We start from the raw sequence: 21,459 nt of genomic DNA on the forward strand, positions 1-21,459 counted from the left end.
GCACCTGGGGCGGAGACGGCTGTCTCCGCCCTCACCAGCTCGCCGCCGGGTGCCGGCGGGCGAGGCCCTGCAGGGTGGCGAGCAGCTCGGTCAGCTCGGGGCCGTGCACACCGGTCCGGCCGCGCGGGGCGGCGTCGGCCGGCCGGTCCGGCACCCGCAGCGTGGCCTGCTCCAGCACGGTGGTGAGCACCGCGCGCACCTCGTCGCGGACCGCGGCCGGGTCGACGCCCACGCCGGCGTCGGCCAGGCGCCGCTCGACGTCGGTGGCGGTGAACACGTCGGCCAGCAGCGGCCACACCGCGTCGGCGCCGGCCTGCGCGCGCCGGTGCGACTCGGCCGTCCCGTCGCCCAGCCGCAGCACCCACCGGGCGGCGTGGTCGCGGTGGTAGGCGAGCTCGTGCACCCCCTTGCCGGCGATCGCGGCCAGCACCGGGTCCCGCGACCCGCGCAGCCGGTCGAGGACCGCCAGCCGGACGGCCGAGGCGGCCAGCAACCGGACCGTCGTCTGCGCGAAGTCGCCGTTCCCCGCCGCCACCAGCCCGGTGCAGCGGAACTCGTCGGGGTCGCGGAAGTAGGCCAGCGCGTCCTCGTCCGGGACGGTGCCCGAGGCCAGCGACCGGGAGCGGCCCAGCACGCCGGGCGACCCGGCCCGGGCGAGCAGCAGCCGGGCCTGGCCGAGCAGGTCCAGGGCGGTGTTGCCGATCGCAACCTCCTCCTCCAGCTCGGGAGCTGCGGTGATCCACTCGGTGAGCCGCTGCGCGAGCACCAGCGCGTCGTCGCCGAGCATCAGGCAGTACTCGCCGAGGTCGGCGGGGTCGACGCCGTCGGGCGGCCGGGTGTCGACCCCGGCCAGCGGCTCGTCGAACCCGGTGCCGAACGCCCACTGCCCCTCGCCCCCGTGGGCGGAGTCCAGCGCGTCGTAGACCGTCTCCTGGTGCATGCGGCTCCCTTAGATGTGCGGGACGTCGTCGGGGAGCGCGTAGAAGGTCGGGTGCCGGTAGACCTTGTCGCCGCTGGGGGCGAACATCGGGTCCTTCTCGTCGGGGCTGGAGGCGGTGATGTCGGCCGCCGGCACCACCCAGATGCTCACGCCCTCGTTGCGCCGGGTGTAGAGGTCGCGGGCGGCGTGCACGGCCATCTCGTCGTCGGGGGCGTGCAGCGAGCCGACGTGCACGTGGTTCAGCCCGCGCTTGCCGCGGACGAAAACCTCGTACAGCGGCCAGTCCCGGCGGGTCGCGGCCGGCCGCGGCTCGACGGGGACGTCGCCGGAGGTGGGGACGGCGCCGTGGCCGCCCTCCGCGGTCACGTCGCTCATGCCGCGCCCCCGGCGTGCGTCGCGGCGTGCGTCGAGGCGTGCTTCGAGGCGTACGCGGTGGCCGCCTCGGTGACCCAGGCGTTGTCGTCGCGGGCGGCCCGGCGGCGGGCGATCCGCTCGGCGTTGCACGGGCCGTCGCCGGCGAGCACCTGCCGGAAGTGGTCCCAGTCGATCGCGCCGAACCGCCAGTGCCCGGACCCGTCGTCCCAGCGGAGGTCGGGGTCGGGCAGCGTCACCCCGAGGACCTCGGCCTGGGGCACGCTCATGTCGACGAACCGCTGGCGCAGCTCGTCGTTGCCGTGCCGCTTGATGCCCCAGGCCATCGACCGCGCCGAGTTGGGGCTCTCGTCGTCCGGCGGGCCGAACATCATCAGCGAGGGCCACCACCAGCGGTCGACGGCGTCCTGCACCATGGCCCGCTGCTCGTCGGTGCCGCGCATCATCGTCAGCAGCAGCTCGTAGCCCTGCCGCTGGTGGAACGACTCCTCCTTGCAGACCCGGATCATCGCCCGCGCATAGGGCCCGTAGGAGGAGCGGCACAGCGGCACCTGGTTGCAGATCGCCGCGCCGTCGACGAGCCAGCCGACGACCCCGACGTCGGCATAGCTGAGCGTCGGGTAGTTGAAGATCGAGCTGTACTTCTGCCGGCCCTCGATCAGCTTGTCGGTGAGGTCGGCCCGGTCGGCGCCGAGGGTCTCGGCGGCCGAGTACAGGTAGAGGCCGTGGCCGGTCTCGTCCTGCACCTTGGCGAGCAGCACCGCCTTGCGCCGCAGGCTGGGTGCCGCCAGCAGCCAGTCGCCCTCGGGCTGCATCCCGATGATCTCCGAGTGCGCGTGCTGCGCGATCTGCCGGACGAGCGTCTTCCGGTAGCCCTCCGGCATCCAGTCGCGCGGTTCGATCCGGCGGTCGGCGGCGATCGTCGCGTCGAAGTGCTCCTGCAGCGGGGTGTCGGGCACCGGGGTCGCAGCGGGCATGTCGCGCCTCCATTTACTGACCGGGCCGTCGGTAATAGTCTGCTCCCGACGTGACCGGGGACACAAGCAGCAGACGGAGGCCGGTGATGACGACGGTGCCCGCACCGGCGCGCCGCGGTCGCCCCGGGCACTCGCTGGACTCGCTGCTGGCGGTGGCGGTCGCCGTCTTCATCGAGCGGGGCTACGACGCGACGACCATGGACGAGCTGGCCGGCCGGCTGGGCGTCACCAAGTCCGCGATCTACCACCACGTGCCGAGCAAGGTCGAACTGCTGCGGCTGGCCCTGGACCGGGCGCTGGACGGGCTGTTCACGGTCACCCGCGAGCCCGGCGCGACCCGCGGGGCCGCGATCGACCGGCTCGAGCACGTCGTCCGCGGCTCGGTGCGGGTGCTCACCGAGCAGCTGCCGTTCGTCACCCTGCTGCTGCGGGTGCGGGGCAACACCGACGTCGAGCGCGCGGCGCTGGACCGGCGCCGCGCGTTCGACCGGGTGGTCACCGGGCTGGTGCGCACGGCGGTGGCGGAGGGGGACGTCCGGCCGGACGTCGACCCCGCGGTCACCGGCCGGCTGCTGTTCGGCACCGTCAACTCGCTCACCGAGTGGTACCGCCCCGGCGGGGAGCTGACCGCCGATGCCCTGGCCGACGCGGTGGTCACGATCGCCTTCGAGGGACTGCGCACCCGCTGAACGGCGGGCTCAGAGGTCGCCGAGCGCCCGGACCGGCGACTCCACGCAGTCGGCCACGAACCGCAGGAAGCCGCCGGCCGTGGCGCCGTCACAGGCCCGGTGGTCGAAGGCGAGGCCGAGCTGGGCGACCGACCGGACGGCGAGCTGCCCGTCGACCACCCACGGCCGGGGGATGATCCGGCCGATGCCCAGGATCGCGACCTCCGGGTGGTTGATGATCGCGGCCGCGCCGTCGAGCCCGAAGACGCCGTGGTTGTTCACGGTGACGGTGCCGCCGGTCAGCTCCGCCGGCGCGAGGCGGCCCTCCCGGGCCCGGGCGGTGCGCTCGGCCAGCGCCGCGGACAGCTCCCGGGTGGTGAGCCGGTGCGCGTCCCGGACCACCGGCACGACCAGCCCGCGGTCGGTCTGCGCGGCGAACCCGAGGTGGACGGCGTCGGGGAGCACCAGCTCCTGGCCCCCGGCGTCGGTCTCCTCGATCCGGGCGTTGAGCTCCGGGAACCGGCGCAGGCCCAGCACGGTGAACCGGGCCAGCAACGCCAGCAGCCCCACCGGCCGGTCCGGCGCCGCCGCGGTCAGGCTCGCCCGGGCGGCCAGCAGGTCGGTGGCGTCGACGTCCACCCACACCGTCGCCTCGGGGATCTCCCGGCGGGAGCGGCTCAGCTTGTCCGCGGTGGCCTTCAACACGCCGGTCAGCGGCACCCGCCGCACCCCGGACGCGGTCTGCGGCGCCGGAGCCGGCGGCGCCGGTGGGGGCGGTGCCGGCGGCGCGGGGTGGGCGTCCAGCGCGGCCTCCACGTCGCGCCGGGTGATCGTGCCGCCGAACCCGCTGCCGGTCAGCTCGCCCAGGTCCAGCCCGCCGGTCCGGGCGAGCCGCCGGACGATGGGGGAGATGACGGCGACGGTCGTGGGGGAGGCGGGAGCTGCCGGGCGCTCCGGCGCCGGACGGCGACCGCGCCGCCGGCCGCCGCGCCGGGGCGGGGTGGACGACGTGCCGTAGCCGATGAGGACGCTGCCCGAGCCCTCCTCGGCGTCCGGCGCGGGGGTGGTCACCCCGGGTTCGCTGAACCCGGTCGGCTGCACCTCCAGCAGCGGGGCCCCGACGGCGAGGGTCGCCCCGGGGTCGCCGTGCCGCCGGGTGACCACGCCGGCCAAGGGCACCGGCACCTCCACCGCGGCCTTCGCCGTCTCGACCTCCACCACCGGCTGGTCGACGGCGACCGTGTCGCCCTCCTCGACCAGCCAGGTCACGATCGCCGCCTCGGTGAGCCCCTCGCCCAGGTCGGGCAGCAGGAAGACCGGCATGTCAGTGCCCCGCTCTCGGCGGGACGACCTCGTCGTCCCACTGCAGCCGGGCGATCGCGTCGAGGATGCGGTCGACGTTCGGCAGGTGGTGCTCCTCCAGCTTGGGTGGCGGGTACGGGATGTCGCGGCCGGTGACCCGGAGCACCGGCGCGGCCAGGTGGTGGAAGCACTGCTCGGTGACCCGGGCGGCGACCTCCGCGCCGTAGCCGCCGAACCCCTGCGCCTCGTGCACGACGACCGCGCGCCCGGTGCGCCGGACCGAGCCGGTGACCGTCTCGTCGTCGAAGGGCGACAGCGACCGCAGGTCGACCACCTCGACGTCCCAGCCCTCCTCGGTGGCGGCCTCGGCCGCCTCCAGGGCGGTGGCCAGCATCCCGCCGTAGGCGATCAGCGTGACGTCGGCACCGGCGCGGCGGACGGCCGCCCGGTCGACCGGCAGCGGGTCGGCGCCCAGCGCGGTCGTCTCCCGGCTCCAGTAGCGGCGCTTGGGCTCGAGGAAGAGCACCGGGTCGGGGCAGTCGATCGCGGCGCGCAGCAGGTCGTAGGCGTCACCCGGGGTGCCCGGGGTGAGCACCCGCAGGCCGGACGTGTGGGTGTAGTAGGCCTCGGACGAGTCGGAGTGGTGCTCCACGCCGCCGATCCCGCCGCCGTAGGGCACCCGGATCACCACCGGCACACCCAGCCGCCCGCGGGTGCGGTTGCGCAGCTTGGCCAGGTGACTGGTGACCTGCTCGAAGGCCGGGTAGGCGAACGCGTCGAACTGCATCTCGACCACCGGCCGCAGGCCCTGCATCGCCATGCCGATCGCGGTGCCGACGATCGCGCTCTCCGCCAGCGGCGTGTCGAACACCCGCCGCTCGCCGAAGCGGGCGGCCAGGCCGTCGGTGATCCGGAAGACGCCGCCGAGCGTGCCGACGTCCTCACCGAAGACGACGACCCGGTCGTCGGCGGCCAGCGCGTCGGCCAGCGCCCGGTTCAGCGCGCCGGCCATCGTCACCGGGGTGGCGGCCGGCGCCTCGACCGGCCCGGGCAGGGTGGCGGTCACCGGACCTCCCCGTCCGGCGCCGCGAGCTCCTCGGCCAGCTCGCGCCGCTGGGCGAGCAGGTGGGCGGTGGGCTCGGCGTAGACGTGGTCGAACAGCGTGAGCGGATCGAGGTCGGGGTCCCGGCCCATCCCGTCACGGACCCGCGCCGCCAGCTGCTCGGCCTCGGCGGCCAGGGCCGCGGTCGCGGTCCCGTCCAGCAGTCCGCGGGCGGTGAGGAGGTGCTCGAGCCGGTCGACGGGGTCACGGTCGCGCCAGGCGGACACCTCCTCCTCGCTGCGGTAGCGGGTGGCGTCGTCGGCGTTGGTGTGCGCCTCCATCCGGTAGGTGCGCGCCTCGACCAGCGTGGGGCCGCCACCGGCGGCGGCCCGGGCGACCGCGGCGGTGAGCACCGCGTGCACCGCCGCCGCGTCGTTGCCGTCCACGAGGACGCCGGGGACCCCGTGCCCGGCGCCCCGGTGCGCCAGCGAGGGCGCCGCGGTCTGCTTGGCCAGCGGCACGCTGATGGCGTAGCCGTTGTTCTGCACCAGGAAGACCACCGGGGCGCGCCACACCCCGGCGCAGTTGAGCGCCTCGGCGGTGTCGCCCTCGCTGGTGGCGCCGTCCCCGAGCAGCACCAGGGCGACGGTGTCCTGGCCCTGCAGCCGCGCGGCGTGCGCCAGCCCCACGGCGTGCAGGGTGTTGGTCGCCAGCGGCGTGCACTGCGGGGCTGTCCGGTGGGCGTGGGGGTCGTAGCCGCAGTGCCAGTCGCCGCGGAAGATCACCAGGGCCTCCAGCGGGTCGACCCCCCGGGTGACGACGGCGACGGAGTCCCGGTAGGTGGGGAAGAGCCAGTCCCGCGGCCGCAGCACGGTGGCCGCGGCGACCTGGCAGGCCTCCTGGCCCCGGGAGGACGGGTAGACCGCCAGCCGCCCCTGCCGGGTGAGGGCGGTGGCCTGGGCGTCGAACCGCCGGCCGAGCACCATCCGGCGGTGCAGGCCGAGCAGCACGTCGTCGGCGGGCAGGTCGAGCTCCGAGCCGACCTGGTCGCCGTCGGGTCCGACCAGCTGGAGCGGCTCGGCCGTGGGCAGCAGGTCCCAGCCCGCCGGCCCGGCGAGCTGCGCGGCGACATCGTGCGGGTGGTCGTGCAGGTGGTCGTGCGGGTGGTGCACCGGGGGAGCGGCCATGACGACCTCCGCGATCAGTGAGACCTGTGTCACAGAGCCTGCTCCCGGCGTGATCACCCGTCCAGCGCCGCCACCAGGTCCCGGACGGGTGGATCCCCGCCGGGCACCGCACCGGCCCCCGGCCGGACGGACGGTCGGCGTCAGGGGCCGGAGCGGGCCGGTTGTCCGGCCAGCGGGTCACCCAGTTCGTCGAGGACCAGCACGGTCTCGGTGCCGCGCACCCCGGGGATCGCCTGCAGGGTGTTGAGCACCAGGTCGCGCAGCGCCCCGGCGTCGGTGGTGCGGACCAGCAGCACCAGGTCGTGGTCGCCGGACACCAGGGCCGCGTGCCAGACCTCGGGGACGGCGCCGATCCGTTCCCGGACCTCCTTCCAGGCGTGCTGGGCGATGCGCAGGTTGACGAACGCGGTGACCGTCAGCCCCAGCCGCGCGGGGTCCACCCGGGCCGACCAGCCGGTGAGCACCCCGTCGCGCTCCAGCCGCTGCACCCGGGCGTGCACCGCGGCCCGCGAGGCGTGCACCTGCTCGGCCAGCGCCCGCACCGACAGCCGGGCGTCCGCCCGCAGGGCCGCGACGATCCGCCGGTCGACGTCGTCGAGGCCCGGACCGGCGGCCGCGGAGCGGGACGGGGGCGGGGTCGTCACGGCAGCAGTGTGACCCACGGACCGGCTCCGGTGGGGGCGTGACGGGAGCCCCGCCGGGCCCCGTACGAGGTCGACCGTCACGCCGGGAGCGGTGCCGGTCGTGCCGGCCGCCGCACCGTGCGCGCAGGGCGGACTGGCGTGCGCGCCACCACCAGTGACGTCGGTGGCCGGGCTGGTGGGCTGTGGCCCGCAAGCTCCCGTGACCCTGCCCCCGGTCCGCACCGTGACCGACGACCCGACCGTGCCCACTCCCCGTCCTGGAGGTCCCGTGTTCGACCCGCTCCTGCCCGCCACCGAGCTCGCCGAGCTCATCCGCCGCCGGGAGACCAGCTCGGTCGAGATCGTCTCCGGCTACCTCGACCGCATCGACCGGCTGAACCCGGAGCTCACCGCCATCGTCTGGCTGGACCACGAGGCCACCCTGGCGGCGGCGCGCGCGGCCGACGCGGCGCTGGCCGCCGGGCGCGAGGTGGGGCCCTTCCACGGCGTCCCCATCCCGGTCAAGGACCTCACGCCGGTGCAGGGGCAGCCCTGCTACTACGGCTCGCTCGGCACGTCGGAGGAGCCGGCCGAGGAGAGCGAGCCGGTGGTCGACCAGCTGCTGGCCGCGGGGTTCGTGCTGATGGGCCGCAGCGCGGCGCCCGAGGCCGGGACCATGTCGGTGACCGAGAGCCGGCGCTTCGGGATCACCCGCAACCCGTGGGACACCACCCGCTCGCCCGGCGGTTCCAGCGGCGGCGCCGGCGCTGCCGTCGCCGCCGGGCTGGCCCCGGTCGCGCACGCGTCCGACGGCGGCGGGTCGATCCGGATGCCGGCGTCCAGCTGCGGCGTGGTGGGCCTCAAGCCCAGCCGCGGCCGGGTCCCCTCGCTGGTCTCCGGCTGGGAGCACGCGGGCGTCGAGGGCGCGGAGACCCGGACGGTGCGCGACGCCGCCGCCGTGCTGGACGCGATCAGCCACCCCGACCCGCTGGCCCTGTACAACGCACCTCGGCCGGCGCGGCCCTTCGTGGACGAGGTCGGTGCGCCCTCCGGACGGCTGCGCATCGGCCTGCTGACCGACGCGCCGACCGGCGTCCCCGTCGACGGCGACTGCGTGGCGGGCGCCCTCCGGACGGCGGAGGTGCTCGAGGCGCTGGGGCACTCCGTCGCCCCGGCCACCCTGCACGGCTACAGCGAGGAGGCGGTGATCGGCTACATGACCCACGTCATGGACGCCTCGGTCACCGCGCTGCCCTACGTCCGCCCGGAGCTGGCCGAGCCGTACCTGCAGTACCGGATGGAGCGCGCCCGACGCGCGTCGGCCGCCGACTACGTGGCTGCCGCGCACCGCCTGCAGCGGGAGAGCCGCCAGGTCGCGGCCCAGTTCGGGCGCGACTTCGACGTCCTGCTCACCCCCACGATGGCGACCCTGCCCGTGCCGGCCGGACTCCTGGTCGAGGAGGCCAACGCCGACCCGGAGGGCCCGCGGTTCAACGAGCTGCGGATGGTGTCGTTCACCAGCTGGGTGAACCTGGCGGGCCTGCCGGCGGTCTCGCTGCCGCTGCACGTGTCCGCCGACGGGATGCCGGTCGGCGTCCAGCTGGTGGCCGGGCCGTGGCGGGAGGACGTGCTGGTGCGGCTCGCGGCCGACCTGGAGCAGGCGATGCCGTGGGCCGACCGGCGCCCGCCGGCGTTCGCCGGCTGAGCCCGCTCAGCCGGAGTCGCTCCCGAGCGTGCCGTCGGCGCCGGACCCGGTGCCGACGGCACGCTCGCGGTGCTCGCGGGGACTGACGCCGTACCGGGCGCGGAAGGCCTTGCTCAGGTGACTGGGGTCGGCCAGGCCCCACCGCCGCGCGATGGCGGCGACCGGCTCTCCCCGCCGGCCCGGGTCCGCGAGGTCCCGGCGGACCAGCTCCAGCCGTCGCGCTCGGACGTACCCGGCCACGGTCAGGGACTGCCGGCTGAACACCTTCTGCAGGTGCCGGACCGAGACGTGGTGGGCCGAGGCGATCGCGTCCGTGGACAGGTCGGGGTCGGCGAGCCGGTCCTCGATGAACACGAGCACCCGTTCGAGGAGCTCATCGTGGGGGCCCGGCGGAGCGGTCGCCGAGCTCACGTGGCCGGCCAGCAGCGAGGTGACGGCGTCGGCCGTCTGCAGGCGCAGGTGCGCCGACATCCGGGGGAGCTGGTCGGGCAGCTGACCGAGCAGCCCGGTGAGGAGCGACGCCGACGGCGCGGACGGGAGCTCGTCGTTCGCCGTCGCCGCGTGCAGCGCGCCGGGGTCGACGCCGAGCAGCGACGGCGTCACCTCCAGCACCAGGTAGTGGTACGGACCGCGGACCCGCAGGCGGAACGGCCGGCTGCGCGAGTAGAGGCCCACCCGGTCGGGGCCGAGCGGGACCGTGCGCTCGACGCCGTCCGGCCCGCGCTGGTGGAGCGTCCCCTCGCCGTCGAGCAGGACACCGAGGTAGTAGCCGGGGAACTGGCGGGTGGAGGGCAGCGGCGTCACCACCACGTCGTCGCAGTCCTTGAAGTCGCAGGCCGGGATGCGCCCCAGCTGCCAGGAGTGCGCGCGGGCCGTCATCTGCGGTTCGGTGCCGCGCACCAGGACGGCGTCCGAGGCGCGGCGCGACTGCACGGGCGACTCACCCAGGTAGGCGTGGATCACCGTGCCGCGCGTGCCGGCGACCTGCTGCACCGTTCCTCCCGACCGCCGACGCCTCACCCCAGCCGTGCCGACGCGAGCGTAGGCGGATCCTGTGTCGCGCGGGTCACATCCACGTCTCGGATCCGCCCCGGCCTCGGCCGACCCGCCGGCAGCGGCGCGGCGACGGGAGCCGTCCGCGTGTGCCGACGGCTGCTTGCTTCGCCGAAGTGGCCACTTCGGCGCGGACCTTCGCCGAAGTGGCCACTTCGGCGCGGAGGGGTGCTGCCGGGTCGGGCCGCCTCTCGCCGCGCGGGGGCGGTGGTGCGGGTCCTGTCACGCCCGCGAAACGTGGGGGCCCGGTTTGTTGCGCGCAGCCACGAATTCCTAACGTGCCAGCAATCTGCGGGGAACGGGCGGGCCGAAAACTGTCGAGCGACAGGAAAGGCCCCGACGGGGCGCCACCCACCACCACGGGAGCGCACGTGACCAGCACCATCCGCCCGCCCGCCGCGGGCGCACCGGACGACGCGGGGGCACCGGGCACCGCCACGACGGCCGGGGCCCGCGCGCACGCCCGCACGCAGCACGGCCAGGTCACCGAGTTCATGCGGCACGTCCCGCCGGCCACCGCGCCCGGCCCGGCCGCGACCGGCGACCTCACCTGGGCCGAGACCGTCGCGCCGGGTGGCTACACCACGGCGGTGCTGGCCCGCGGCACCCGGCTGCGGCTCACCGACCGCGACGGCGACGCCTGCGCGCACCTGATGCTGCTACGCGCCGACGCCCCGCACGAGCGGCTCAACGTCGCCGACACGGTCAAGGTCCCGTGGCAGGCCTACCTGGCGGCGGGCCACCCGCTGCTCAGCGGCTTCGGCCGGGTGCTGGCCACCGTCGTCGCCGACACCTCCGGCGCGCACGACGCGCTCGCCGGCACGTCCACCCGGGAGGGGAACCTGGCCCGCTACGGCGCCGCCGCCCCCGAGTCGACGGCCCCCGCGGGGCGCGAGCTGCTCACCCTGGGCGCGCTGAAGCACGGCCTCGGGGTCCGCGACCTGCCGCCGTCGATCTCCTTCTTCCAGGGCGTGCGGGTCGCCCCCGACGGCACCTTCGAGTGGCTCGGCTCGGCCGGCCCGGGCACGTCGGTCGACCTGCTGCTGCACGTGGACGCCATCGTGCTGCTGGCCAACACCGCGCACCCGCTCGACCCGCGGCCGGAGTTCACCAGCTCGCCGCTGGAGGTCCGCTCCTGGGCCGCCGCTCCCGACCTGGACCGGCTCGCCGCCGGGGAGCTCGTCGGCCCGCTGGGCCCCGAGCACGTCCAGGCCATCGCCAACACCGACGCCGATCTGCTCGCCAGGGGAGTGCTGTGACCGTCCAGGACCTGACCCGGTTCCCCGCCGCGGGAGACCCCGCCACCGACGTCGCGCTGGTGCCCGGCGAGGTGGTGGTCGACGAGGTGGTCGCGGCCCGCGCCCCGTGGTCGGCCGTCGTCGCCGCCGGGGACGTGCTGACCATCGTCGACCTGGCCGGCAACCAGGCCGTCGACTGCCTGCTCTACTCCGCCGCCGACACCGCCGTCCGCTACTCCGCGCCGGAGACGATCCGCCGCCAGGGCCGCATCTCCCTGACCACCGGGTCGGTGCTGCGGGCCGACACCGGCCTGGCGCTGATGACCGTGGTGGCCGACGAGGTCGGGGTGCACGACACCCTCGGCGGGGCGTGCTCCAAGGAGTCCAACACCCTGCGCTACGGCCAGCACACCCGCGCCCAGCACGGCTGCCTGGAGAACTTCCTCGCCGAGGGCGCCCGGCACGGCCTGTCCGCCCGCGACCTGGCCTCCAACATCAACTGGTTCATGAACGTCCCGGTCGACCCGGACGGCGCCCTCGGCATCGTCGACGGCCTGTCCGCGCCCGGCAAGCGGCTGGCGCTGCGGGCCGAGGTGGACACCCTGGTGCTGGTCTCCAACTGCCCGCAGGTCAACAACCCGTGCAACGCGTTCGACCCGACCCCGGTGCGGATGGTCGTCACCCGCCCGATCGCGGGGGGTGCGGCATGAGCTTCGACACCCTGCTGGTCGCCAACCGCGGCGAGATCGCCGTCCGCATCGTGCGCTCGGCCCGCGCCCTCGGGCTGCGGACGGTCGCCGTCTTCTCCGATGCCGACCGCGCCGCACCGCACGTGCACCTGGCCGACGAGGCGGTGCACATCGGCCCGGCCGCCCCGCAGCTGAGCTACCTGCGCGCCGAGGCCGTGCTGGACGCCGCCGCCCGCACCGGCGCCGGCGCCGTCCACCCCGGCTACGGGTTCCTCTCCGAGGACGCCGGGTTCGCCGCCGCCGTCGAGGCGGCCGGGCTGGCCTTCGTCGGCCCGACGCCGGAGCAGCTGCGGGTCTTCGGCACCAAGCACACCGCGCGGGCCGCGGCCGAGGCGGCCGGCGTGCCGGTCTTCCCGGGCACCGGCTTGCTCGCCGACGCCGCCGCGGTGGTCGCCGCGGCCGAGGAGATCGGCTACCCGCTGATCCTCAAGGCGACCGGCGGCGGTGGCGGCATCGGCATGCAGGTGTGCCGGGACGCCGGGGAGCTGGTGGCCGCCTACGACCGGGTGTCCCGGCAGGCCGAGCGCAGCTTCGGTGCCGCCGGCGTCTTCGCCGAGCGGTACGTCGACCGCGCCCGCCACGTCGAGGTGCAGGTCTTCGGCGACGGCGCCGGCCGGGTGCTCTCCCTGGGCGACCGCGACTGCTCCCTGCAGCGGCGCAACCAGAAGGTCGTCGAGGAGGCGCCGGCGCTGGGGCTGCCCGAGGAACTGCGCGAGCAGCTGCAGGAGTCCTCCCGGGCGCTGGCGGCCTCGGTGTCCTACCGCTCCGCGGGCACCGTCGAGTTCATCTACGACCCCCGCCGGCAGGAGGCCTCGTTCCTGGAGGTCAACGCCCGGCTGCAGGTCGAGCACCCGGTGACCGAGGCGGTCACCGGCGTGGACCTGGTCGGCTGGATGCTGCGGGTGGCGCAGGGGGAGACCGGCGTCCTGGACGCCCACCTGCCGCCCGGCCGGGCGACCGGCGCGGTCCCGGTCCGGGGCCACGCGGTCGAGGCGCGGGTCTACGCCGAGGACCCGGCCCGCGACTTCCAGCCCAGCGCGGGGGTGCTCACCAACGTCGAGCTGCCCGAGGGCGACGGCGTCCGGGTGGACGGCTGGGTCGACAGCGGCACCGAGGTCTCGCCCTCCTACGACCCGCTGCTGGCGAAGGTCATCGTGTCCGGCGCCGACCGGGACGAGGCGTTCGACCGCCTCGGCGCCGCCCTGGCGCGCACCCGGCTGGACGGCATCGAGGTCAACCTCGGACTGCTGGCCGCGATCCCGGACCACGCCGACGTCCGCGCGCTGACGCACAGCACCGCGACGCTGGCCGACGTGGGCGACCCGCGGCCGCGGATCACCGTGGAGCGCCCCGGTCTGCTCACCACCGTGCAGGACGCCCCCGGGCGGATCGGGCTGTGGCAGGTCGGGGTGCCGCCGAGCGGCCCGATGGACGACCTGTCCTTCCGGCTCGGCAACCGGGCGCTGGGCAACCCCGAGGGCGCGCCGGGCCTGGAGTGCACCGCGACCGGCCCCGCACTGCGGTTCACCCACGCCACCACCGTCTGCGTCTCCGGCGCCCCGTGCACCGTGACCGTCGACGGGCGACCGGTGCCGCTGTGGGAACCGGTCGAGGTCCCCGCCGGCGGGCTGCTGGACGTCGGGGTCGCCGACGGCCCCGGCCTGCGCAGCTACGTGCTCGTCGCCGGTGGCCTGGACGTGCCGACCTACCTGGGCAGCGCGGCCACCTTCACCCTCGGCCAGTTCGGCGGCCACGGCGGCCGCGCGCTGGCCCCCGGTGACGTGCTGCGCGCCGTCCCCGGGGCGGACGCCACCGCCGGTGGGCCGGTCCCGGCGGAGCTGCGCCCGGCGATGCCGTCGGAGTGGCAGCTCGCGGTCACCGAGGGCCCGCACGGCGCACCGGAGTTCTTCACCCGGGAGGACATCGACACCCTCTACGGCAGCCCGTACGCGGTGCACTTCAACTCCGCCCGCACCGGCGTCCGGCTGGAGGGCCCGCAGCCGCAGTGGGCCCGGCCCGACGGCGGCGAGGCGGGGCTGCACCCGTCGAACATCCACGACAACGCCTACTCGGTGGGCGCGCTGGACTTCACCGGCGACACCCCGATCCTGCTGGGCCCGGACGGGCCGAGCCTGGGCGGGTTCGTCTGCCCGGTGACCGTGGTCGCCGCGGACCGGTGGAAGCTCGGCCAGCTGCGCCCCGGCGACACCGTCCGGTTCGTGCCGGTGCGGGCGGCCGACGCCCCGTCCCGCGCCGACCTCACCCCGGCCCGGCGCGCCGCCTCCCCGCTGGTGCACAGCGCCGGCGGTGACGGCGACGACGGGGTGCTGGCCCGCCGCCCGGCCCTGGACGGCGCACCGGCGGTCACCTACCGGCGCAGCGGCGACGACAACGTGCTCGTCGAGTACGGGGAGATCGTGCTGGACCTGGCGCTGCGGGCCCGGGTGCACGCGCTGCACACCCGGCTGGCCCGGCTGCAGGAGACCGGTGAGGTCGCCGGGATCGTCGACCTCACCCCGGGCATCCGCTCGCTGCAGGTGCACGTCGACCCCGACGTCCTCCCCGTGCGCCGGCTGATGGGGCTGCTGGCCGAGATCGAGCGGGACCTGCCGGCCACCTCGGAGCTGACGGTGCCCAGCCGGTCGGTGCGGCTGCCGCTGAGCTGGGACGACCCGGCCACCCGGGAGGCGATCTCCCGCTACATGTCCGGCGTCCGGGACGACGCGCCCTGGTGCCCGTCGAACATCGAGTTCATCCGGCGGGTCAACGGCCTGGGCGACGCCGACGACGTGCTGGCGACGGTGTTCGCCGCCGAGTACCTCACCCTCGGCCTCGGCGACGTCTACCTGGGCGCGCCGGTGGCCACCCCGCTGGACCCGCGGCACCGGCTGGTCACCACCAAGTACAACCCGGCCCGCACCTGGACGGCGGAGAACTCGGTGGGCATCGGCGGCGCCTACCTCTGCATCTACGGGATGGAGGGCCCCGGCGGCTACCAGTTCGTCGGGCGCACCACCCAGGTCTGGAGCCGCTACCGGCACACCGCGCCGTTCGAGCCGGGCAGCCCCTGGCTGCTCCGCTTCTTCGACCGGATCTCCTGGTACCCGGTCAGCTCGGAGGAGCTGCTGGACCTGCGCGCGGACCTCGCCGCCGGCCGGGGCTCGGTGGAGATCACCGACGGCACCTTCTCCCTCGCCGAGCACGAGGCCTTTCTGGCCCGCAACGCCGACTCGATCGCGGCCTTCCGCGCCCGGCAGGCCGCGGCCTTCGGCCAGGAGCGCGCCGACTGGACCGCCGCCGGTGAGTTCGACCGGGCCCGGCGGGCGGAGTCCTCGGTCGCGGCCGAGCCGGTGGGCGAGCTGGTGCTGCCCGAGGGCGCCGAGCGGGTCGATGCTCCGTTCGTCTCCAACGTCTGGCGGGTCGACGTCGCCGTCGGCGACCCGGTCACCGCCGGCCAGCCGCTGCTGGCGCTGGAGGCGATGAAGATGGAGACCGTCGTGGCCGCACCGGTCGACGGCGTGGTCACCCACGTGCTGGTCGGCGCCGGCGCTCAGGTCGCGGCGGGCAACCCGCTCGTGGTCGTCGATCCCGGGGTCCCGGCGACCGCGCCGGAGCTCGTCCCGGCCGGAGCCGCGTCGTGACCGCCGTCGCGCGGGTCCGGGCCGCCTTCCGGGCGATCGCCGAGGTCGACCGGCCGGAGATCTGGGTGCACCTGCGGCCCGAGCAGGACGTGCTCGCCGAGGCCGCCGCCGTGGACGCGCGCGTCGCGGCGGGGGAGCGGCTGCCGCTGGCGGGCCTGCTGGCCGGGGTGAAGAACAACGTCGACGTCGCCGGCCTGCCCACGACGGCCGGCTGCCCGGGCTACGCGACGGAGCCGGCGGCCGAGGACGCCCCGGTGGTCGCCCGGCTGCGCCGGGCCGGTGCCGTGGTGGTCGGCAGCACGAACCTCGACCAGTTCGCCACCGGCCTGGTGGGCACCCGCAGCCCGCACGGCGCGGTCCGGGACGCCCGGCGGCCCGACCGGATCTCCGGCGGGTCGAGCTCCGGCTCGGCGGTGGCGGTCGCGCTCGGCCTGGTCGACGTCGCGATCGGCACCGACACCGCCGGCTCCGGCCGGGTGCCGGCGGCGCTGCAGGGCGTCGTCGGGATCAAGCCGACCGTCGGCGTCGTCCCCACCGACGGCGTCGTGCCGGCCTGCCGGTCCTACGACTGCGTGACCGTCTTCGCCCGCGACGTGGACACCGCCGACGCCGCGATGGCCGAGATGGCCGGCGGCGCCCGGCCCTGGCCGGCCGGCACCCCGCTGGCCGCCCGGCCGGCCGCCCGGATCGCCGTCCCGCAGGAGCTGCCGGGGCTGTCGCCGGCCCGGGTGGCGGCCTTCCGCGCCGCCGCCGACCGGCTGACCGCGCAGGGCCTGACCGTCACGACGATCGACCTGACGCCGTTCCTGGACGCCGCCCGGCTGCTCTACGACGGCGGCCTGGTGGCCGAGCGGCACGCGGCGGTCGGGGCGTTCGTCGACGCCCACCGGGACGAGGTCGACCCCACCGTCGGCGCCATCATCGGCGCAGCCGGCACGGTGACCGCGACCCGGCTGCTGCACGACCGGGAACGACTCGAGGAGCTGACCGCGGTCGGGCTGGCCGCGCTGGCCGGCTTCGACGCGCTGCTGCTGCCCACCACCACCGAGCACCCGACGCTGGCGGAGGTGGCCGCGGAGCCGGTCGCGGTGAACTCCCGGCTGGGCACGTACACCAACTTCTGCAACCTGATGGACCTGTGCGCCGTCGCGGTGCCCTCGGGCACCGTCCGGGACGACGACGGCGAGGAGCTGGAGTTCGGCGTCTCGGTGGTGGCCCGCACCGGCGCCGACGCCGTCGCCCTGGACATCGCCCGGCTGGTGCAGCAGCCCACCCCCTCGGTGGCCCGCCCCGGCGCGGCGGCGGTGAGCGCCCCGTCCACGCTCCCGTGGCCGGTGCCGGCCGGAGCGCCGGCGACGCGCCTGTTCGTGGTCGGCGCGCACCTGCGCGGACAGCCGCTCGACGGCGAGCTGGACGACCGCGGCGCGCGCTGGCTGGGCCCCGCCACCACGGCGCCGGTCCACCGGCTGGCCCGGCTGGACACCGTGCCGGCCAAGCCCGGCCTGGCCCGGGTCGGCCGCGCCGAGGGGACGGCGATCGGCGGCGAGCTGTGGCTGGTCGGCACCGACCGGCTCGGGGACTTCCTCGCCGCGCTGCCCGCGCCGATGCAGCTGGGCCGGGTCGAGCTGGCCGACGGGTCGTACGCCGTCGGGTTCGGCTGCTCGCTGGAGGCCTGGCGGAACGGCGTGGACATCAGCGAGCACGGCGACTGGCCCACCGCGCAGCGGCAGGCGTCGGCCGTGGTGGCCGGCGCATGATCGGCCGCACGCCGGTCGCGGTCGGCCGGTCCGACGTCGCCGGCCGGGTGTGGCGCCGGGCGGGCATCTGGGCCCCCGGCGCCGAGCCGGACACCACCACCGACGTCGGCTGGCTGCAGCTGGACAGCTGGTACTGCGACCTCCGCCGGCCGGCCGACCTGCCCGCGGTCACCGCCCGCTCGCTGGCCGAACTCACCCGGGCGGACCTGCTCGCGCTCGCCGGGCAGGAGGCCTTCGCCGGGCGGCTGCAGCAGCAGGGTGAAGTGTGGACCTGGACCCGGGTGGTCGACCTGCACCCGCCCGAGCCGCTGCCCGACGCCGGCCGGCTGGCCCTCGACGGCGACGTCCTGGTCGAGACCGGCGTCGGCCGCGACTACCTCGAGCGCTGGGTCGCCGACACCCCGCCGGACACCGGGCCCCGGCAGGAGCTCGTGCTGCGCGGCGCGGACGGGCGGGCCGGGCTGCTGCTGCGGCTGGGCGACCGGTTCGGCCACGTCCGCGACCGGGCGGCGCCGCTGCCGGGCGGCGCTCCGCTGCGCGAGCTGGTCGGCCCCGGCACCGACCTGGACACCGCCCGGGCGCTGATCGACCTGGAGGTCTCCCTCGGCGTCGTCGTCGACGGCGACTGGCGCATCACCCGCTCGACCCTGCCGTTCCGCGTCGGCTGCAGCCTGCAGCCGGAGTGGGCCGGCGGCACCGCCCTGACCACCACCGCTCTGACCACCACAGCCCTGACCACCACGGACGTCACCGCGCAGGGCCGGCCGGCCCGCCGCCGGTGGGCCGTCGTCCCGTCCCACGCCTGAGAGGACCCCCCGTGCCCGACGACTTCACCCAGATCCCGGTGCTCGACATCTCCGCGCTGCTCGACGAGGGAGGCCCCGGCTACGCCGACGCCGTCCGCGAACTCGGCGACGCCGCCCGGCACGTCGGCTTCGCCCAGCTGGTCGGCCACGGCATCGACCGGTCGCTGTTCGACGAGCTGCTCGCCGCCAGCACGGCGTTCTTCGCCCTGCCGCTGGAGCAGAAGATGGCCGTCCACATCGGTGCCTCCACCAACCACCGCGGCTACGTGCCGATCGGCGAGGAGGTCTTCGCCGGCGCGACCCCCGACCACAAGGAGGCCTTCGACCTCTCGATCGACCTGCCCGCGGACGACCCGCGCCACCTGGCCGGCAACCCGCTGCTCGGGCCCAACCAGTGGCCGGATCTGCCGGGCTTCCGGGAGGCGGTGACGGCCTGGTACGACGCGGTCTTCACGCTGTCCCGGACGGTGCTGCGGGCCTTCGCCGTCGCGCTGGGGGAGGCCCCGGACCGGTTCGACCGGCACGTCACGACCCCGCCGTCGCAGCTGCGGCTCATCCACTACCCCTTCGACGCCTCGGTGACCGACCGCCCGGGCATCGGCGCGCACACCGACTACGAGTGCTTCACCATGCTCCGGCCCACGACGGCCGGGCTGCAGGTGATGAACCACAGCGGCGAGTGGCTCGACGTGCCGTTCGTCGAGGACGCGTTCGTGCTCAACATCGGCGACCTGCTGGAGACCTGGACCAACGGGGCCTTCGTGGCCACCACGCACCGGGTCCGCAAGGTCGCCCAGGAGCGGTACTCCTTCCCGCTGTTCTTCAACGTCGACTACGACACCCCGGTCGCGCCGCTGGACGCCTTCGTCCGCGAGGGCGAGCCCGCGATGGAGCCGCTGATCGCCGGGGAGCACCTGTTCGCGCAGACCGTGCAGAGCTTCCGCTACCTGCGCGCCCGGCTGGAGGCCGGCGAGATCGCGCTCCCCGAGGGCGCCCGCCCGCTCTCCTCCTTCGGCCGGGAAGCACGCCAGCCCGTCTGACCGCCTGACCGCACCGCCGCACCGCCGCACGACCGCCCGGCACCGGTGCCAGGCCTCCGCACCGCCACCCCTCCCTGCCTCCCTGGAGTCCCTCATGATCGTTGCCGGCGTCGGCTTGTGCATGCTCGCGCTCACGGCCTGCGGACTGGTGTCCGCCCGGAGAGTCCGCGGTGACTCGACCAACTACCTGGTGGCGGGGCGGCGGCTGTCGGCCGGCCTGGTGGGCGCCGTCCTCGTCTCCCAGGCGGTCGACTCCAACGCCACCATCGGCAACGCCGACCTGGCCGCCGCGTTCGGCTTCTGGGCCGGTGCCGCCCTGCCCATCGGCCTGGCGCTGTGCCTGGTGCTGATGGGGCTTTTCTTCGCCCGGCGGATGCACGCGGCGAACGTGGTCACGCTGCCGGAGTTCTTCCGCCGGCGGTTCGGCCCGGGTGTCGAGCTGGCCGCCTCCGGCCTCACCGTCGGCAGCTTCGCGATCCTGCTGGCCGGCAACCTGGTGGCCCTCGGGTTCCTGCTGGAGCGGTTCCTCGGGGTCAGCTACACCGTCGGCATCTTCATCACCATCCCGCTGGCGCTGCTCTACACGATCACCGGCGGCATGTTCGCCAGCGTCTACACCGGGGTCGCGCAGGTCGCGATCAACATCGTGGGCGTGATCGCGCTGACCATCTGGATGGGGACGACGTACGGGTTCAGCGCCCCGGAGGGCCTGGGAGCCGGGGACCTGGAGCAGCTGACCTCGGCCGACTCGGGTGCGGTCATCAACTGGGCGACGATCATCGCGCTCGGGCTGGGGAACCTGGTGGCCATCGACCTGATGCAGCGCATCTTCTCCTCGCGCAGCCCGCGCAGCGCCCAGCGGGCGTGCTTCTCGGCCGCGACCGGGATCCTGCTGTTCTGCCTGCCGCTGTCCTTCGTCGCCATCGCCGCGGTCGCCGTGGTCGGCGACGCGGCCGCCGACGGGCCGATCCTCTACACGCTGCTCGGCGACTACGCCCCGTCCTGGCTGGCGGTCATCGTGATCTCCGGGCTGCTCGCCGCCACCGTCACCACCGTCAGCGGCGTCCTGCTGAGCACCGCCTCGGTCCTGGTCCGCAACGTGTTCCGGGTGGACGCGGACGCGCCGGTGATGACCCCGCGGATCATGCGGGCCACCCGGCTGGCCACCCTGCCGATGGCGGCGGTCGCCGCGCTGGTGGCGTTGCGCGTCCCGCAGACCGGCATCCTGCTGACCCTCGCCTTCGACCTGCTGCTCGCCAGCCTGGTGGTGCCGTTCATCCTCGGGCTGTTCTGGCGGCGCGGTGGAGCAGCGGCCGCGGTGGCCGCGATCGTGGCCGGCGTCGCCGTCCGGCTGGTGTTCTTCCTGCTCACCCCGACCATCTACGGGGTCGAGAACACGCTGCTGTACGTCCCGAACGACGTGGTCACCGCCGCCGCGGACGGCTGGTCGACCATCGGGGCGGCGGTCGCCGCCCTGGTCGCCTACGTCGCGGTGGCCGCGGTCTCCCGCCACCAGGAGACCGAGGAGGCCGCAGCGCCGCTGCCGGCCCCGCTGGTCACCGACCTCGCGGGCGCCCGGTAGGCCCGCGGTGGCGGCAGTGCACGCTTCCGACGGGGCGACGGCCCTGGCTGGCATGATCGTTCCCGTGCGCACTGCCGCCGCCGGGCGGCCCCGGCTCACCGGACGGCGACGCCCGGGAGCCACCGCCCGCGACGAGGTCCTCGACGCCGCGGGGGAGCTGTTCACCACCCGCGGCTACACGGCCACCTCCACCCGGCAGGTCGCCGAGGCGGTCGGGATCCGGCAGGCGTCGATGTACCACCACTTCGCGACCAAGGACGACATCCTCGAGGCGCTGCTCACCGGCACCGTCAGCGACTCGCTCGCGGCGGGCGCGCGGCTGGCCGAGCTGCCGCTGCGGGCCGACGTCCGGCTGCACGCGCTGACCTGGTTCGACTCCCGGCAGCTGTGGGACAGCCCCTGGAACCTGGGCATCCTCTACCTGCTGCCCGAGGTGCGGACCGCCCGCTTCGAGCACTTCCACCGGCAGCGCGACCAGCTGCGACTGCGGTACCGGGAGCTGACCCGGGCGGTGCTGGCCGAGCTCCCGCCGCCCGGGGAGGGGGTGCTGGCGCCCGAGCCCGACGACGACGTCGTCTTCCGGCTGGCCGAGACCCTGCCCAACCTGCGCGCCGACGGCCTGGGCCGGCCCGACCAGCCGCTGCGCATCGCCGACCTCGGTCTGCACCTGCTCGGCTGGCGCGGCGACTGGACGGCGGTGCGGGCGGCGTCCGCCGCGGTGCTGGCCGGGCTCGGCACGACCGGCGACCAGCCGTCCGGCTGACTCCCCGCCGGTTC

At 75.8% G+C, this 21,459-nt stretch carries 18 protein-coding genes; 10 read left to right on the forward strand and 8 right to left on the reverse strand.

Annotated elements, in window-relative coordinates; all coding sequences use genetic code 11:
- Positions 1 to 31: 31 nt before the first annotated feature.
- From paaC to paaA, 3 genes are read right to left on the reverse strand one after another with little or no spacing between them, the layout of a single operon-like run.
- Positions 32 to 940 carry a 1,2-phenylacetyl-CoA epoxidase subunit PaaC gene (paaC, locus tag ACI79U_RS09650; RefSeq protein WP_457069130.1) on the reverse strand — a complete coding sequence of 303 codons (909 nt, stop codon included), beginning with the start codon at positions 938 to 940 and terminating at the stop codon, positions 32 to 34.
- A gap of 9 nt (positions 941 to 949) precedes the next feature.
- Entirely contained in the window at positions 950 to 1,315 is a 366-nt protein-coding gene (paaB, locus tag ACI79U_RS09655) for a 1,2-phenylacetyl-CoA epoxidase subunit PaaB (protein WP_457069128.1), read from the reverse strand.
- Positions 1,312 to 2,289, reverse strand: coding sequence for a 1,2-phenylacetyl-CoA epoxidase subunit PaaA (gene paaA / locus ACI79U_RS09660; RefSeq protein WP_457069126.1), 978 nt, complete (start codon positions 2,287 to 2,289; stop codon positions 1,312 to 1,314). The genes paaB and paaA overlap by 4 nt, the downstream gene beginning before the upstream one ends.
- An 86-nt stretch (positions 2,290 to 2,375) precedes the next feature.
- Between paaA and ACI79U_RS09665 the strand changes: the two genes are divergently transcribed.
- On the forward strand, positions 2,376 to 2,978 hold the full coding sequence (locus ACI79U_RS09665; protein ID WP_457069124.1) for a TetR/AcrR family transcriptional regulator: 603 nt from the start codon (positions 2,376 to 2,378) through the stop codon (positions 2,976 to 2,978).
- A 9-nt stretch (positions 2,979 to 2,987) separates the two neighbouring features.
- Here ACI79U_RS09665 and ACI79U_RS09670 read toward each other — a convergent pair whose 3' ends face one another.
- The 4 genes from ACI79U_RS09670 to ACI79U_RS09685 form a co-directional block, all read right to left on the reverse strand.
- Positions 2,988 to 4,280, reverse strand: coding sequence for a dihydrolipoamide acetyltransferase family protein (locus ACI79U_RS09670; RefSeq protein ID WP_457069122.1), 1,293 nt, complete (start codon positions 4,278 to 4,280; stop codon positions 2,988 to 2,990).
- Position 4,281: 1 nt separating this feature from the next.
- On the reverse strand, positions 4,282 to 5,325 hold the full coding sequence (locus ACI79U_RS09675) for an alpha-ketoacid dehydrogenase subunit beta (protein WP_457069120.1): 1,044 nt from the start codon (positions 5,323 to 5,325) through the stop codon (positions 4,282 to 4,284).
- Positions 5,322 to 6,521 carry a thiamine pyrophosphate-dependent enzyme gene (locus ACI79U_RS09680; RefSeq protein ID WP_457069118.1) on the reverse strand — a complete coding sequence of 400 codons (1,200 nt, stop codon included), beginning with the start codon at positions 6,519 to 6,521 and terminating at the stop codon, positions 5,322 to 5,324. Before ACI79U_RS09680 ends, ACI79U_RS09675 begins: the two co-directional genes overlap by 4 nt.
- 107 nt (positions 6,522 to 6,628) lie before the next feature.
- Positions 6,629 to 7,132: an Lrp/AsnC family transcriptional regulator gene (locus ACI79U_RS09685; protein WP_457069116.1), complete on the reverse strand. Its 504-nt coding sequence runs from the start codon at positions 7,130 to 7,132 to the stop codon at positions 6,629 to 6,631.
- A 268-nt stretch (positions 7,133 to 7,400) separates the two neighbouring features.
- On the opposite strand from ACI79U_RS09685, the gene ACI79U_RS09690 reads away from it, so the two are divergent.
- Positions 7,401 to 8,816: an amidase gene (locus ACI79U_RS09690; protein ID WP_457069114.1), complete on the forward strand. Its 1,416-nt coding sequence runs from the start codon at positions 7,401 to 7,403 to the stop codon at positions 8,814 to 8,816.
- A gap of 6 nt (positions 8,817 to 8,822) precedes the next feature.
- Here ACI79U_RS09690 and ACI79U_RS09695 read toward each other — a convergent pair whose 3' ends face one another.
- Positions 8,823 to 9,809, reverse strand: a complete 987-nt coding sequence (locus ACI79U_RS09695) for a helix-turn-helix domain-containing protein (protein WP_457069112.1) — start codon at positions 9,807 to 9,809, stop codon at positions 8,823 to 8,825.
- Positions 9,810 to 10,240: 431 nt separating this feature from the next.
- Between ACI79U_RS09695 and ACI79U_RS09700 the strand changes: the two genes are divergently transcribed.
- The 8 genes from ACI79U_RS09700 (at position 10,241) to ACI79U_RS09735 (ending at position 21,445) form a co-directional block, all read left to right on the forward strand.
- Complete coding sequence (locus ACI79U_RS09700; RefSeq protein WP_457069110.1) at positions 10,241 to 11,128, forward strand: urea amidolyase associated protein UAAP1; 888 nt, start codon at positions 10,241 to 10,243, stop codon at positions 11,126 to 11,128.
- Complete coding sequence (locus tag ACI79U_RS09705; protein WP_457069108.1) at positions 11,125 to 11,817, forward strand: urea amidolyase associated protein UAAP2; 693 nt, start codon at positions 11,125 to 11,127, stop codon at positions 11,815 to 11,817. Before ACI79U_RS09700 ends, ACI79U_RS09705 begins: the two co-directional genes overlap by 4 nt.
- The gene (uca, locus tag ACI79U_RS09710) at positions 11,814 to 15,497 is read left to right on the forward strand and encodes an urea carboxylase (protein ID WP_457069106.1); all 3,684 of its coding nucleotides are present in this window, start codon (positions 11,814 to 11,816) and stop codon (positions 15,495 to 15,497) included. The genes ACI79U_RS09705 and uca overlap by 4 nt, the downstream gene beginning before the upstream one ends.
- On the forward strand, positions 15,494 to 17,254 hold the full coding sequence (gene atzF, locus ACI79U_RS09715; RefSeq protein ID WP_457069104.1) for an allophanate hydrolase: 1,761 nt from the start codon (positions 15,494 to 15,496) through the stop codon (positions 17,252 to 17,254). Before uca ends, atzF begins: the two co-directional genes overlap by 4 nt.
- The gene (locus ACI79U_RS09720; RefSeq protein ID WP_457069102.1) at positions 17,251 to 18,060 is read left to right on the forward strand and encodes a hypothetical protein; all 810 of its coding nucleotides are present in this window, start codon (positions 17,251 to 17,253) and stop codon (positions 18,058 to 18,060) included. Before atzF ends, ACI79U_RS09720 begins: the two co-directional genes overlap by 4 nt.
- A gap of 11 nt (positions 18,061 to 18,071) precedes the next feature.
- Positions 18,072 to 19,100: an isopenicillin N synthase family dioxygenase gene (locus ACI79U_RS09725; RefSeq protein WP_457069100.1), complete on the forward strand. Its 1,029-nt coding sequence runs from the start codon at positions 18,072 to 18,074 to the stop codon at positions 19,098 to 19,100.
- Between the two features lie 94 nt (positions 19,101 to 19,194).
- On the forward strand, positions 19,195 to 20,682 hold the full coding sequence (locus ACI79U_RS09730) for a sodium:solute symporter family transporter (RefSeq protein ID WP_457069098.1): 1,488 nt from the start codon (positions 19,195 to 19,197) through the stop codon (positions 20,680 to 20,682).
- Positions 20,683 to 20,746: 64 nt separating this feature from the next.
- Complete coding sequence (locus ACI79U_RS09735) at positions 20,747 to 21,445, forward strand: TetR/AcrR family transcriptional regulator (RefSeq protein ID WP_457069096.1); 699 nt, start codon at positions 20,747 to 20,749, stop codon at positions 21,443 to 21,445.
- The last annotated feature ends 14 nt before the right edge of the window (positions 21,446 to 21,459 follow it).

The sequence above is a fragment of the Modestobacter sp. SYSU DS0904 genome (genome assembly GCF_054051115.1).